Annotated in this window: 16 protein-coding genes and 1 tRNA gene; 12 read left to right on the forward strand and 5 right to left on the reverse strand. The window is 62.9% G+C overall.

Annotated elements, in window-relative coordinates; all coding sequences use genetic code 11:
• The first annotated feature begins 35 nt into the window (after positions 1 to 35).
• The 4 genes from BH683_RS00650 (at position 36) to BH683_RS00665 (ending at position 3,825) form a co-directional block, all read left to right on the forward strand.
• On the forward strand, positions 36 to 1,259 hold the full coding sequence (locus BH683_RS00650; protein ID WP_084834341.1) for an acyl-CoA dehydrogenase family protein: 1,224 nt from the start codon (positions 36 to 38) through the stop codon (positions 1,257 to 1,259).
• A gap of 407 nt (positions 1,260 to 1,666) precedes the next feature.
• Positions 1,667 to 1,999 (forward strand): transglycosylase family protein, encoded by a 333-nt coding sequence (locus BH683_RS00655; protein ID WP_084834342.1) that lies wholly within the window; start codon positions 1,667 to 1,669, stop codon positions 1,997 to 1,999.
• A gap of 118 nt (positions 2,000 to 2,117) precedes the next feature.
• The gene (locus tag BH683_RS00660) at positions 2,118 to 2,708 is read left to right on the forward strand and encodes a TetR/AcrR family transcriptional regulator (RefSeq protein ID WP_084834343.1); all 591 of its coding nucleotides are present in this window, start codon (positions 2,118 to 2,120) and stop codon (positions 2,706 to 2,708) included.
• 43 nt (positions 2,709 to 2,751) lie between these two features.
• Positions 2,752 to 3,825, forward strand: a complete 1,074-nt coding sequence (locus BH683_RS00665) for a nucleotide disphospho-sugar-binding domain-containing protein (protein WP_168186934.1) — start codon at positions 2,752 to 2,754, stop codon at positions 3,823 to 3,825.
• Between the two features lie 30 nt (positions 3,826 to 3,855).
• Here BH683_RS00665 and BH683_RS00670 read toward each other — a convergent pair whose 3' ends face one another.
• The 3 genes from BH683_RS00670 to BH683_RS00680 all read right to left on the reverse strand — a co-directional run bounded on the left by BH683_RS00670 (position 3,856) and on the right by BH683_RS00680 (position 6,797).
• Positions 3,856 to 5,031 carry a CoA transferase gene (locus BH683_RS00670; protein ID WP_084834345.1) on the reverse strand — a complete coding sequence of 392 codons (1,176 nt, stop codon included), beginning with the start codon at positions 5,029 to 5,031 and terminating at the stop codon, positions 3,856 to 3,858.
• The gene (locus tag BH683_RS00675) at positions 5,012 to 5,500 is read right to left on the reverse strand and encodes a DUF5709 domain-containing protein (protein WP_084834346.1); all 489 of its coding nucleotides are present in this window, start codon (positions 5,498 to 5,500) and stop codon (positions 5,012 to 5,014) included. The genes BH683_RS00670 and BH683_RS00675 overlap by 20 nt, the downstream gene beginning before the upstream one ends.
• Positions 5,501 to 5,564: 64 nt before the next feature.
• Complete coding sequence (locus tag BH683_RS00680) at positions 5,565 to 6,797, reverse strand: ammonium transporter (protein WP_084834347.1); 1,233 nt, start codon at positions 6,795 to 6,797, stop codon at positions 5,565 to 5,567.
• Between the two features lie 223 nt (positions 6,798 to 7,020).
• On the opposite strand from BH683_RS00680, the gene BH683_RS00690 reads away from it, so the two are divergent.
• From BH683_RS00690 to BH683_RS00705, 4 genes are all read left to right on the forward strand, one after another.
• The gene (locus BH683_RS00690; protein WP_210405137.1) at positions 7,021 to 8,217 is read left to right on the forward strand and encodes a TerD family protein; all 1,197 of its coding nucleotides are present in this window, start codon (positions 7,021 to 7,023) and stop codon (positions 8,215 to 8,217) included.
• Positions 8,218 to 8,303: 86 nt separating this feature from the next.
• Positions 8,304 to 8,699, forward strand: a complete 396-nt coding sequence (locus BH683_RS00695) for a phage holin family protein (RefSeq protein ID WP_084834350.1) — start codon at positions 8,304 to 8,306, stop codon at positions 8,697 to 8,699.
• The gene (locus BH683_RS00700; RefSeq protein ID WP_084834351.1) at positions 8,699 to 8,977 is read left to right on the forward strand and encodes a DUF3618 domain-containing protein; all 279 of its coding nucleotides are present in this window, start codon (positions 8,699 to 8,701) and stop codon (positions 8,975 to 8,977) included. The genes BH683_RS00695 and BH683_RS00700 overlap by 1 nt, the downstream gene beginning before the upstream one ends.
• Positions 8,974 to 9,246 carry a DUF4235 domain-containing protein gene (locus BH683_RS00705; protein WP_084834352.1) on the forward strand — a complete coding sequence of 91 codons (273 nt, stop codon included), beginning with the start codon at positions 8,974 to 8,976 and terminating at the stop codon, positions 9,244 to 9,246. Before BH683_RS00700 ends, BH683_RS00705 begins: the two co-directional genes overlap by 4 nt.
• A 1,310-nt stretch (positions 9,247 to 10,556) precedes the next feature.
• Here the strand turns inward: BH683_RS00705 and BH683_RS00715 are convergent.
• Positions 10,557 to 11,822, reverse strand: a complete 1,266-nt coding sequence (locus tag BH683_RS00715) for an IS256 family transposase (protein WP_084834354.1) — start codon at positions 11,820 to 11,822, stop codon at positions 10,557 to 10,559.
• A 199-nt stretch (positions 11,823 to 12,021) separates the two neighbouring features.
• On the opposite strand from BH683_RS00715, the gene BH683_RS00720 reads away from it, so the two are divergent.
• Genes BH683_RS00720 through BH683_RS00730 form a run of 3 tightly spaced genes read left to right on the forward strand, consistent with a single transcriptional unit; the run spans position 12,022 to position 13,019 of the window.
• Complete coding sequence (locus BH683_RS00720) at positions 12,022 to 12,348, forward strand: hypothetical protein (RefSeq protein WP_143695945.1); 327 nt, start codon at positions 12,022 to 12,024, stop codon at positions 12,346 to 12,348.
• Between the two features lie 35 nt (positions 12,349 to 12,383).
• Entirely contained in the window at positions 12,384 to 12,755 is a 372-nt protein-coding gene (locus BH683_RS00725) for a hypothetical protein (RefSeq protein ID WP_084834356.1), read from the forward strand.
• Between the two features lie 42 nt (positions 12,756 to 12,797).
• The gene (locus tag BH683_RS00730; protein ID WP_084834357.1) at positions 12,798 to 13,019 is read left to right on the forward strand and encodes a hypothetical protein; all 222 of its coding nucleotides are present in this window, start codon (positions 12,798 to 12,800) and stop codon (positions 13,017 to 13,019) included.
• Positions 13,020 to 13,110: 91 nt separating this feature from the next.
• Here the strand turns inward: BH683_RS00730 and BH683_RS00735 are convergent.
• Positions 13,111 to 13,184 (reverse strand) — tRNA-Met (locus tag BH683_RS00735).
• A 120-nt stretch (positions 13,185 to 13,304) separates the two neighbouring features.
• On the opposite strand from BH683_RS00735, the gene BH683_RS00740 reads away from it, so the two are divergent.
• Positions 13,305 to 13,838 carry a hypothetical protein gene (locus BH683_RS00740; RefSeq protein ID WP_084834358.1) on the forward strand — a complete coding sequence of 178 codons (534 nt, stop codon included), beginning with the start codon at positions 13,305 to 13,307 and terminating at the stop codon, positions 13,836 to 13,838.
• Positions 13,839 to 13,981 lie beyond the last annotated feature (143 nt).

The following is a 13,981-nucleotide window of genomic DNA, read 5'->3' on the forward strand; positions in this document are numbered from 1 at the left end:
CTCCTGTCTCACAACACTTCACGAAAGACTCAGTCATGGCAATCAATCTCGAGCTTCCCAAGAAGCTGAATGTGACGGTCGATCAGGCCCACCAGGCCGCGGCCCAGATCTTCCGCCCGATCTCGCGCAAATACGATCTCGCGGAACACTCATACCCCGTCGAACTCGATACCCTCGCCAGCCTGTACGACGGCCTGAACGAAGCCGGCGCGGCCGGCGCGGGCGCCGATGGCGGCCGTGGGCAGAAGCAAGAGAAGAAGGACCTCCCTGCCGGAGCTGTCGTCAACGGCGGCAACATGCAGTCAGTTCTGAACACCATGGAGACCTCGTGGGGTGACGTCGGCCTGATGCTGTCGATCCCCTACCAGGGTCTGGGTAACGCCGCCATCGCCGCAGTGGCCTCCGAGGAGCAACTCGAGAAGTTCGGCAAGGTGTGGGCCGCGATGGCCATCACCGAACCCTCCTTCGGATCCGACTCCGCCGCGGTCTCGACCACTGCGACGCGGGACGGCGACGACTACATCATCAACGGCGAGAAGATCTATGTGACCGCCGGTTCGCGCGCTGACCACATCGTGGTCTGGGCGTCGGTGGACAAGAGCGCCGGTCGCGCCGCGATCAAGAGTTTCGTGGTTCCTCGCGAGCACCCGGGCGTCACCATCGAACGCCTCGAACACAAACTCGGCATCAAGGCCTCGGACACGGCTGCGATCCGTTTCGAGAATTGCCGCGTTCCCGCGGAAAACCTCCTCGGCTCACCAGATGTCGACACCAAGAAGGGTTTCGGCGGGGTCATGCAGACCTTCGACAACACCCGCCCGATGGTGGCCGGCATGGCGGTGGGTGTCACGCGGGCAGCACTCGAGGAGTTGCGCCGACTGCTCGAAGAGGCAGGCGTCGAGATCGACTACGACAGGCCGGCGAACAACCAGCACGCCGCTGCCGCCGAGTTCATCCGGATGGAATCGGATTTCGAAGCCGCATACCTGCATTCTTTGAGGGCCGCGTGGATGGCCGACAACAAGGAGCCCAACTCCAAAGAGGCGTCGATGTCGAAGGCGAAGGCAGGCCGCACAGTCACCGACGTCACCACCAAGACGGTGGAACTCGCTGGCACTCTTGGGTATTCGGAGCACCTGCTGCTCGAGAAGTGGGCCCGCGATTCGAAGATTCTCGACATCTTCGAGGGCACACAACAGATCCAGAATCTGATCATCGCTCGTCGCGTTCTCGGGAAGAGCAGCGCCGAACTGAAGTGATCTGAGCACTTTTCGTCTCTCACAGCGAAGAGCCCCGCCGTATCGAGGGGTACGGGCGGGGCTCTTTGCGTGCGCCAAAGCCGTTGAACCACATCAGTGGAAGTCAGAGAAGTCAGGCCTTTTCGCACCTTTCTCGATGGCACACTTCACAATTCATCGGTGTTCCGAGTCACATTCATGGTTCGACCACACTTTCGGTCCGGGGGCGCCTGCAGCGAGCCGACCTGCACAGACGCCCGCCATCACCGATCCGCATCGAGTTCGTTCGCCGCCGAGGGCGATGTGACCTTTGGGCAAGCTGTCCGTAGCGTCGTTGGACGTGCCGTGAACACGGTCAAGAAATGTCTGAAGTAATCACCAACCCGCGCACCCGTGCATCTGACGGTTGTGCGGCGCGAGGAGGAAACATGACAAGCATGCGCAAACTTGCCGCTCGAACTGCTATCGCCGGAGCACTGACGCTGGCGCCGATGGGGGCCTTCGCGGCAACCGCATCCGCCGAAGGCGCTCACAACTGGGATGCGGTCGCCCAGTGTGAGAGCGGTGGCGACTGGTCGATCAACACCGGCAACGGCTACTACGGCGGCCTCCAGTTCACCCAGTCCACCTGGGAAGCCAACGGCGGCGTGGGCAGCGCCTCCGATGCCAGCCGTGAAGAACAGATTCGAGTCGCCGAGAACGTCTTGGCAACGCAGGGCGTCGGGGCATGGCCGGTCTGCGGTCAGAACCTCTACAGCTGACACCAGCACTATGCATCGCCCGGGCCCCGCACTGCGGCCCGGGCGATGTTGTGTCTCGAGTGCATTTCACGGTAGTACTCGTTGACACGAAATTGTGGGGCCGCTAGCGTGTGCAGACATGAAGACGACGCGCAATTACGTCATGCGCTCGCGTGCCGAGTCCGCCGAACTGACCCGGCAGCGCGCGCTTCACGCCACCGTCGCGCTGGCTGGTGAGAAACCGTTTTCGACGATAGTGCTCCCCGAAGTCGCCGCCCGTGCCGGCGTCAGCGTACAAACCGTCCTACGCCAGTTCGGTAACCGTGACGGACTGCTCGACGCAGCAACCGCGTTCGTGGGCGACCAGCTGAACTCTCAGGCGGTCACCACCCCCGGAAATGTACGCGCCGCCCTGGACGCCCTATTCGACCACTTCGAGGCCCGCGGCGACGTCATCATCATGTTGCTCGGCCAAGAGGGCTGGGATCGGCGGGCGCAGTCACTCACCAGCGGTGAGCGCGAGGCGCATCGTGAGTGGGTCACCTCGGTCTTCGCGCCGCAACTGGCCGGCATCGCGACACGAACCCGAAACGAGCTCATCGACATGCTGCTGGTCGCGACCGACGTCTACACCTGGAAGGTGCTCTGCCGCGATCGCGGCCTGACGCGGGCGCAGGCGCAAAAGCGCGTCGACCGGATGATCACCGCGCTCCTGACGACGGCCACGTAGGCGCCAGGTGCCCACCGGATCGCAGCGCGCAAGCGTGTTGTTCGTGACTTTCGACGCCGGAGGCAATTTCCCTCCCGTGATCACCCTGGGGCGGGAGATCGCGGCGCGCGGTCACGAGGTGACCGTGCTGGGTCACGCACAACAGCGCGGGAAGGTCGAAGCAGCCGGGTTGTCGTTCATCGCCTACACGGACCCGCCGCCCTGGTCCTCCGCGCAGCATCACGGGATGCTGTCCGCCGTTCTCGGTTACCTGAAGATGTTCACCACCGATGCACTGGTCGAGGATGCGGTATCGGCGGCCGCCGGCCACGACGTCGTCGTCGTGGACTGCATGTTGTTGCCGGTCATGTCGGCGCTGGCTGGGCGGGACGTGCCTGTTGTCTCGCTCTTCCACACCTTCTACGCCTACCTCGACGGATCGTTCCGACGGGCCGTCGGGACGGTATCGCGCGCCCGAGGACTCAGCGTCCGTAAAACGTGGCACGCAACCGATCTCCGCTTGGTGGTCTCCGACCGGTCACTCGATCCCTCCGGACGAGGACCCGCTGATCCGCGACTCGTGTGGTCGGGCCCCGCCGAGCCGGCGGCGCGTCCTCATGAGAGACAAGGACTTCCGCTGGTCCTGGCCAGTCTGAGCACCACCGACTTCCCCGGCCAGCAACAGACGTTGCAGAATATTCTGGACGCCGTCGCCGAGATGCCGATCCGCCTCGTGGTGACGACCGGTCCGGCAGTGGACCCCACGTCACTGAACCCGCCGCCGAATGCCGATGTGCATCAGTTCATCCCACACCGCGAGGTACTGCCCAAGTGCTCGGCGGTCGTGGGCCACGGCGGCCACTCCACCACGGTTCAGGCCTTGGCGCACGGACTACCGATGGTCATCATCCCGATGCATCCACTCCTCGATCAACCGATGGTCGGCAAGGCCGTGGCCACATCCGGTGCCGGTGAGGTGTTACCCAAGAAGGCGTCGCCGGCGAGAATCTCGACGGCATTGACCCGGGTACTCGAGGACAAGACGTACGCCGCGGCCGCCGCGGTGATCGCAGAACGACTTGCCGACGGCCAGGGCACGGCCCGTGCGGCGGACGCGATCCTGAACCAGACCAGGTGAGGTGGAACTTTACCCCGTGACCGGGCCTGGTCAGGGCGGCGGTGCGGCAGCGTCGCCGGAGAGCCAATGCCGTACGGAGTCGGTGTGCTCGCCCAATCCCGGAGGCGGCTCGAAGGCGCGCAGTGGACTGCGCGAGTACCGGACCGGATGTGCCACCTGATCGGTGTACCCATCGGGCATCTCGACCACCGGCGCCAGCCCGAGATCGCTCGCGGTCTCGAAGGCCTCACCGATGTCGGCGACCCGGCCGGCAGGAACGCCGGCGTCCCGCATCCGCGATTCCCACGCCACCGCGGTGTCGCGGCTCAGATGCCCTTCCAGGACCTTGGTCAATGCGAGGCGATTCTCCACGCGTGCCCGGTTGGTCGCGAACCGCTCATCGGAAGCCAGCTCAGGCTCACCGACAACTTCTGCAAGAGCGGCGAACTGACGATCGTTGCCGCAGGCGACGACGAGTAGGGCATCGCGGCACTGGACGGGCTCGTAGGGCGCGACCGACGGATGATGATTACCCATTCGGCCCGGCGCCTGCCCCGTCGCCAGATATGAGGACGACTGATTTGCCAAGGCTCCCAACAAAGACGACATCAGGCTCACGTCGAGTTGCTGCCCGACACCGTCGCGTTGCCGGGCGGCGAGCGCGGCCAGAACAGCCACCGTCGCATCCTTACCGGTCAAGATGTCGACCAGCGCGACACCTACTTTCATCGGATCACCGTCGGCCTCACCCGTGATGCTCATGAGGCCACCCATCGCCTGTACGACGAAGTCGTACCCCGGCAGTGCCGCGCCGGCGGCAGACCCGAAGCCGCTGATCCCGCAATAGATTATTCCGGGATTGGCGTTGCTGACCGTCTCGTAGTCGAGTCCGGATCTCTTGAGGAGCCCGGGCAGGAAATTATGGATCAGGACATCCGCGCGGCGAGCCAACTCCCGTGCTGCCACGAGGTCGTCGTGATTCGAAAGGTCGAGGCAGATACTGCGTTTGGACCGGTTGACACTCTCGAAGTACGACGATCCCGCGGGCGTCCACGGTGGACCCCACGACCGGCTGTCGTCCCCGCTCCCCGGCCGTTCCACCTTGATGACCGTGGCACCGAGATCGGCCAGGGTCATCGTCGCCAGCGGCCCTGCCAGCACCCGACTGAAGTCGGCGACGATCACCCCGTCGAGCGGTGGGCGCGGCTCAGAACTCGTCGTCGTCATCATCGATGACGTGCACCGCGGCTTCCTCCGCCGAGGCACCGCCGCCGTCGATCCCCGCATCGGTCGCGAGCCGCTGCTGGATGTCATGCACGGACACCCCTTCGTCCGGCGCGATCAGACGACCCGATCGGCGATCACCCACCTGCTCGTCCTCCGGGAACTCGGGATCGCTGTCGGCCTCGTCGGAGCGCCATTCCGGATCCGGGGCGTCGGGCTGATACGCCAGCGCCGTCGGATCTGGTTCTTCCTCCGCGAGATGCTGGGCCAGGTTCTCGCCTTGGCTCTGCTCGTCGGCTGTCGTGCCGTAACGGTTGATCCCTTCAGGCTGCTCGGGCGGCGAATAGCCCTCGTCCAGAACGTCGTCGACACCACGGTCGTCGAGCGTGTCCTCCGGCTGCAACTGGTCGTCCTCATCGAGGCTATATTCCCCGGTCGAACCTTCCGGCGTGCTCTCTGGGTTCATCGTCATCACTTCACGATGCCATCGCAGGGGTGCAGCCACCACCCTGCCACCACCAATAGCCTGCGGACGTTTACCGTTCCAGCTCGGCGTAAGCGGTCTCGGCGTGCTCAGAGAAGTCGACGCCCTCGCGTTCGTCCTTCGCGGACACCCGGAAGCCGATGGTCCAATCGATGACCTTGCCGATGCCGTACGACATCGCGAAGGTGTATGCCGCAACTGCGAGGATCGCCAGCAGTTGTTTGCCGAGCAGGAGCAACCCGCCGCCGTAGAACAGCCCCTCGGCGTCACCGGTCATCATCCCGGTGGCCAGAAGGCCGATCAGGGCGGTACCGACGACTCCGCCGGTGAAGTGCACGCCCACCACGTCGAGAGAGTCGTCGTAACCGAACTTGAACTTCCACAGCACGACGTAGGCGCAGACGACGCCTGCCGCCAGGCCGACGGCCGCCGCACCCAACGGGCTGACAGAGCCGCACGAGGGCGTGATCGCCACCAGACCCGCGACGATGCCCGACGCCGCACCGAAACTCGTCGGATGGCCGTCTCGGCTGTTCTCGACGATCAACCACCCGACCATGCCCACGCTGCCCGCGATCAGGGTGTTGAGCAGAACCGCAGCGGCCATCCCATCGGCGGCGAGGGCCGACCCCGCGTTGAACCCGAACCAGCCGAACCAGAGCAGACCCGCACCGAGCAACACGAACGGCAGGTTGTGCGGCCGCATCGGATCGTGTTTGAAACCGAGCCGGGGTCCGAGCACCAAGGCCAGGGCAAGGGCGGAAGCACCCGACGTCACCTCCACGACGAGGCCGCCCGCGTAGTCGAGTGCACCCAGTTCTGAGATCCAGCCGCCGGGGCCCCACACCCAGTGCGCGACAGGCGCGTAGACAAGCAGGGTCCAGACCGGCACGAAGGCGATCCAGGCAACGAACTTCGCCCGGTCCGCAATGGCCCCGCTGATCAACGCCGCCGTGATGACCGCGAACGTCAACTGGAACGTCACGAACAACAGCGTCGGGATCGAACCGTGCACCGACTCCGGCCCGATACCTGCGAGCCCGAACGAGTGGACTCCCCCGATGAGACCGAACCCCGCATCGTCGGAGAAAGCGAGACTGTAACCGGCGAGCAGCCAGGCCAGTGCCACGAGTGGGATCGCGATGAAACTCATCATCATCATGTTCAGGACGCTGAAACTCCTGACCATGCCGCCGTAGAACAGCGCGAGCGCCGGAGTCATCAGCAGCACCATGGCGGTCGCTATCAGGACCAGCGCGGTCGCGGCACCATCGATTTCGGGCACAGCAGCCCTCCCATGTCTTGGCAGGTGGAGTTACGAGATGAATCAGGACAGTAGCGGTAGTCGAGCACAACGGCGATCGCGGAGTACTCCGATGTCCGACTCGTCCGATTTCGGTTGCACACCGAATTGCGCGAGCGTCCCCGGCGTTTCGGTCAGGTCGGTACCTTCGACACCGACGTCACCGGATAACCGGTGGACACCACACCACTCGGAGTGAGCCCAGATGAGCATCTCGATGACGGCCGGTGCCAACACCCCGCTCACCTCGCCGGAGCTTCGGATCGAGGTGAGCGCGTCCGGTCGGCGTATCGATGTCTCGGCACTCCTGCTCACCTCCACCGGCAAGGTGCGCTCGGACGCCGACCTCGTCTTCTTCAACGCTCCCATCGGCCCCGGGGTTCGACACGTTCCCGGCACCGCGTCCTCACCGGACGCCGTCGTCATCACCCCGGCGTCTCTCCCGACCTCGATCGACAAGGTGGTGATCACCGCTAGTCTCGATCCGCCGACCACCACCTTCGCCGGGGTGAACCCGGTGGCCGAACTCATCGACGTCGCGTCGGGCGCCCACCAGATCGCCTTCACCCCGGCCAAACTCTCCGCCGAGACCGCGTTGGTCGTCTTCGAGATCTACCGGCGGGGCGCCGACTGGAAGGTTCGCGCGGTCGGACAGGGATACGCCAACGGGTTGGCAGGCATCGCAACGGATTTCGGCATCTCCGTCGACGACGAACCGGCAACCCCGGCACCTGCGGTGCCCCCGCCCACCGCTGCGGCCACATCGCCCACACATGCCCCGGCACAGCCACCCCCGACCACCCACGCCGGTCCACCGGCGGCCGACTACCGGCCCAACCTGGACAAGGGCCGGGTGGTGCTCCGCAAGCAGCAATCAGTGCTGCTGACCAAGTTCGGCAAGCCGCTGCAGAACAAGGTGCTGATGGGTTTGGGCTGGGATCCTGCGCCGGGCCGGGCGAGTATCGACCTCGATGCGTCCTGCATCGCCTTCGATGGCGCCCGCAAGGTCGTGGCCACCTGCTGGTTCCTCAAACTGTCGATACTCGGTGGGGCCGTGGCCCATTCGGGAGACAATCTGACCGGGGCAGGTGATGGCGACGACGAGATGATCACCGTCGATCTGGGCCGACTCCCCACGGACGTCGTCGGCCTCGTGTTCACGGTCAACTCGTTCTCCGGGCAAAAGTTCACCGATGTGCAGCGCGCGTTCTGCCGGTTGGTCGATGCGGGCACCAAAGAAGAGATGGTTCGATTCGAGCTGTCAGATTCAAACGCGAGCACGGGCGTGCTGATGTGCAAGATGGTCCGCGAACCGTCGGGGTGGGTGATGACCGCGCTGGGCCAATACGCCGACGGCAAAACCGTGCGCAAGATGAAAAAGCCTGCCGCCGCGGCCCTCTGATCTCACGGATTGGCTCCCCGACCCACAGTTTGTCGAGTTACGGACGTGGGTATCCCGCTGGAGACCGTGAGACCAGAGGAGGAATCGTGAGCGATACGCCACCGGCCGACCTGTCGACCGTGCAATTGATCGAGCGATTGTCGGAGCAGACTTCTACGCTTGTCAAGACCGAGGTGAGCAATGCCCTCGACGAGGTGAAAGCCAAGGGCACCCGACTGGGCGTGGGTATCGGGATCTCGGGAGCCGGCGCCCTCTTGCTGCTCTTCGGGCTCGGCACCCTCGTTGCCGCCGCTGTTCTGGGCCTGGCAACGGCTGTTTCAGCGTGGCTTGCGGCTCTCATCGTCGCCGCAGTGCTGTTGATCGTCGGTGGTGTGGCCGCAGCGATCGGGGCAGCCCGTGCCAAGAGTGCCGTCCCGCCGGCACCCCAAGCCACCGTTCACAGCGTCCAGACCGACGTCGCAACCGTTCGAGAGGCCCTGTGATGACAGAACCCACACCCACCGGCTCCGCGGACGATCAGACTCCCCCGCCGCCCGTGGAGCAACAGCGCGCCGAACTGGCCGAGACCGTCGAGGCGCTGACCCAGAAGCTCGATGTACCGACCCGGGTGAAGTCGGCCGCCGCCGACACCGCGCACACCGCTCAGGTGAAGGCCAAGGAGAACCCGCAGCCTTTGGCTGCGTTCGGTGCCGCGGGCGTCGTCGCCATCATCGCGATCATCGTCCTGCGCCGTCGTCGCCATTCGAAGGGAAAGAAATGACCACCGTATCCAAGACCATGTACAAGCCCCTGTCGATCGCGAGCGGAGTGGTCGGTGGGCTCGCTGCGACTGCCGTCTTCGGTCAGGTGTGGAAGCGCGTCGGCGACAACGACGCGAAAGCGCCGCGGCCCAGCGATCTCAGCCGGTCGAACACGGAGGTGTTCGCTGCGGCTGCCATCCAGGGTTTGATCGTCGGTTTGGTCCGGGCTGCCATCGACCGCGCGGCCGCGCGCGGATACAAGGCGGTCACCCACGAGGATCCGACCTGAGATGTGATGTCCGACAATTCAAAAGACCCGCGCCCTGCAAGCAGGACGCGGGTCTTTTTCGTAGTCCTCGCAGCTAAGGAACACACCCCAAGAGCGGACTGACAACTCGCGCCGTTGCTGGGAGACGAAGCGGAGCAAGAGCACCATGCTCAGAATTCTAAACAAGCTGGCGTCGACGGCGTACCCCAGAATTGCAACAATCTAATTTGAAACGTCGCGACATGGTCGTCCGCGGTTGACACGCCGTTAGACGACCGACAGCTCCGGCTCCGGCTCCGGCTCCACAGAATGGGCCACACATCCATACGACCGGAATAGCCGGCCGGCGCGCAGTAGTCAGATGTAACGATCTGATAACAGCGTAGCGGCTGCTCGCCGCCACGACCAGGCTATACGACGCTTCTGCAACCCAAATCCTTCTTATATGCATGTGTAGCCTGGACTTCTAGTCGCAGATAGTAAATCTCTGGGCTAGCTTCTGGGCCAGACGATCAAACCGCTGGTTGCTCGGAGGGGATTCACTATGACAGTCCGACGTTCTCGTGTGCTACCGGGAGCATTGCTCGCCGCGTTCGCAGTCACCGCTCTTGGCGCGGGTTCGGTCAGGACCCAACCAACCCGTACCCCCGGGAGACCCCACCCCCAGCCAGAAACACCCAACCCCGAACAACCCAGGCGACCTGCCACCCGCCGAACAACCTGAAACCCCCGAAACTCCCGGTTCCGGCACCTCGACACCATCCGCTCACGACCCGAACCCGCCGCCTCAACAACTCCGGATATTCCCGATCCATCCGCACCCGAGTTGCCGAGCAACGATGGCCCACCAGAGCTTTAACCTCCACCGCAGGAACCTGAGGATCCGCCATCAACCGATGCGCCACCGCGGAGCGATATCCACAATCTCCGGAAACTCATCACCACCTGGCTGTCCGAGCTGCGGTTGACAAACGAACCACCGAGGCGGCGAACCAACAGTGCCCGATGGCGACGACCCCGCCACCATCGACCTCGACACCGCAATCCACATGCGACCGCAGGAGTTCGAGACCGCGATACGTTTGATGAATGACCCACGGTTCAACGGGCGCACCTTCGAAGGCGTACCGCCACCTGACCCCGGGCACGACTGGGTCGATGACCTCGGACGCACCTACGACCAGATGGGAGACGGTAAGCCAGCCAATACTGCAAGGAAACCGCTTTCATTGAGTCGATCGATAAACACCTGTTGAAAAGTGTCGATTTTGTCGTCATCGACATGACCGGAGGGAGTGTCCGATTAACGGTGGATCCGACCTTGATGTCGGTTAGTTACCGTTCGGGGTGATGCGTCCTTCGAAGGTGATCGCAAACGCATTGAGCGCGGGCTTCCACCTCATTGCCCATCGTGCCTTACCTTTCCCTGTCGGGTCCAGAGCGCGCGTGGCCAGATACAAGCATTTGAGCGCCGCCTGTTCGGTCGGGAAGTGCCCACGCGCCCGTACCGCGCGCCTGTAGCGGGCGTTGACGGACTCGATCGCGTTGGTCGAGCAGATGACGTGCCTGATCTCCACGTCGTAGTCCAGGAACGGAACGAACTCACTCCACGCGTTGTCCCACATCTTGATGATCGCTGGATACTGCTGACCCCATTTCTGCGTGAACTCAGCGAATCGTTCCTTCGCCGCAGACTCCGACGGAGCGGTGTAGACAGGTTTGAGATCACGCGCCATCGCATCCCAATATTTACGTGAAGCGAACCGAAAAGTGTTGCGTATCAGATGAATAATGCACGTCTGCACCACAGCGAGTTCCCAGACGGTGTTGATCGCCTCAGGCAATCCCTTCAGTCCGTCGCACACCACGATGCAGACGTCCGCCACACCACGGTTCTTGATCTCGGTCAGGACCGAGAGCCAGAACTTCGCGCCCTCACCGCCCTCGCCGGCCCAGATCCCCAGGATGTCGCGTTCGCCATTGACGGTGACCCCGATCGCCACATACATCGGCCGGTTGGTGACCTGCCCATCGCGAACTTTCACGTGCACCGCATCAATGAACACCACCGGATACACCCGATCGAGTGGCCGGTTCTGCCACTCCGTCATTTCCCCGACGACCTTGTCGGTGATACGTGAGATCGTGTCCTTCGACACCGACGCTCCGTAAATATCTTGAAAGTGCGCAGATATCTCTCCGGTGGTCAAACCCTTTGCAGTCAAGGATAATACGATCTCATCGATACCTGTAAGGCGGCGTTGTCTCTTCTTGACGATCTGCGGGTCGAACGAAGAGTCGACGTCACGTGGCACTTCGATCTCCACCGGCCCGATCTCGGTAAGTACGGTTTTGGACCGCGTCCCGTTTCGCGAGTTGCCGCTGCCGCGGCCGGCGGCATCATGTTTCTCGTAGCCCAGGTGCTCGGTCATCTCCGCGTCTAACGCGGTCTCTAGGACGTTCTTGGTGAGTTGATTGAGGAGTCCGTTCGGGCCCATCAACTCCACGCCCTGCTCCTTGGCCTGAGCCAGGAGCTGCTCGGCCAACTGCTTCTGATCCACCTCAGCCTCTGCCATGGGATCTAGTGTTTCGGTCATCGTCGATCCTTCCTGCCAAGCTCAGCTCGGCGTGTTGAATCAAGGACCGGATCCACCGTTATTCAGACAGTCCCTGACCGGATACACACCGGAACAAATCGCTGGCATTCGCGACTATGTCGATTCGCTGCCAGCTGACCAGCAGTATCGAATTATCAGAGTGGGGTTTTAGAAAATGTATTTCCTTAATTTCTCTGAGATGGGCAGACCTTCCGAGAATGAGTGTGTTTGGTGGGTTTCTGACGAGAATTTCGAGCGTCTATTCGACGATTGCCTGGAACGCGGATATCTACAGGGCGATGTCGCTTGGATGAAGATCGCTGCGCGCGGCTACAAGGGACTTCCAGACAAGGCGGACACCCTAAGACTCCTGCGCCCATTCCGCCAATGCGCACTTGAGAGGATTGAAGAAATCATGCAGCAACAACCTCCGCTCCCGACAATGGATCAGCACTACCTCGAGGGCCTTCAAGAAGGCGTTACTGTCTTTGATCGAGTCATAGAGAACCGGCTAGATAAAATCTAGAACGAGATCCCCAGGAGATCGGAACTTGGTTCCAGATGTATGCCGTTGATTTCAATCCAGAGAACAATCCGTCCAGTCCGGCCGATCGAACCCGGAACGATAGTTATCTATGGTGGGTTTCGGACGAAACCTACGATCGGCTGTTCGATGAGGCACTGGCGTCGGGTTATCTTCAACAGGAGCTGTCGCATTTGCGAGAAGAGGCCAGCTGGTACAAGGGATTGACGTCGTCAGCAGGGACGCTGCTTCTCCTCGATGGATTCGAGCGGCGCGCACAAGAACTGATAGAACAACTGGAATCAACATCGGGTCTAGATATAATGGACTCCCATTTCCTGTCCGGTCTCCGCGACCTGATCAAGGTATGGCAGCGACTAGCTGACGATAAGAAAATACACTTTAAATAAATGCATTCACGCTAGCGGCTGCTGAGACGCGCCAGTCGAGAGTTGGATGCGCGAAAGCTGGAACTGGTCGCGATTGCCCGCCCGGAAACCCGCGAACGCCGATACCGCCTCAGCGCCTACCAAACCGCCATCATCTACGCCCCAGACGGTGACATCAACGAAGACGCAACCGCGAACACCAACGAGATCATCGAGTCCTTCGGCATCATCGGCGCACCCCTTGACCCCTGGCTACAAGCACTCCAGCTCGAGTGGCCGGCCTGACTGGATGACCCGCAATTGGCACGGCAAGTCGAGCGCTCACAACAACGCAAGAGGCCCTCGAGACAGTGTCTCGAGGGCCTCTTGACCTTCGTAGCGGGGACAGGATTTGAACCTGCGACCTCTGGGTTATGAGCCCAGCGAGCTACCGAGCTGCTCCACCCCGCGGCGGTGAACACAACGTTACAGGCGTGCGGCCCAGAAGTCGAAACGCCAGGACAAAGCAGTCATGACGGGGCAATTGGCATCGCCGCCCGTCGATTACACAGAGGGTGCAGACTTCCCTTCATGTGGACTCGATGCTTCGCCGCGGCGCTATCGCTTGTGCTTCTGACTGCGTGCGGCGACGACAGCAGCCGTAGCCTCGACGAGCCAAACCAGTCGAGCGCGACCACGGTTCGAACGTCGACGGGGACCTCCGAGTCGACGGTCGACCAACCCACCGCTCGACCCCGCGAACCCGGCACTCAGATTGACGCCGCAACCGGCCCGTTCGGACAGATGCTGTACGACTCGACCGGGCAGGCGATCTACCTCTTCGACATCGAAACCGACTCGACACCTCGTTGCTACGACGACTGCGCCGACGCCTGGCCCCCTGTGCTGACCACCGGCGACCCCGTCGCCGGACCCGGTGTCGACAGCACACTGCTGGCCACGACCCAGCGAGCTGACGGCACGACCCAGGTCACCTACAACGGCCACCCCCTCTACTTCTACGTCAACGAGGGAAAGCGCGAGGTGTTGTGCCACAACATCTTCCTCAACGGCGGCAACTGGTACGTCATCGCGCCCGACGGCGAGCCCGCGCCCCCAGGCTGAGCCGCGCTGCGGTCGCGGGAACTTCGCTGCCGCCAACGCATCTGGTCGGAATGGGACAACGCAAGAGGCCCCCGAGACATTGTCTCGAGGGCCTCTTGACCTTCGTAGCGGGGACAGGATTTGAACCTGCGACCTCTGGGTTA

The organism is Williamsia sp. 1138, from assembly GCF_002095435.2.
Lineage (GTDB): Bacteria > Actinomycetota > Actinomycetes > Mycobacteriales > Mycobacteriaceae > Williamsia.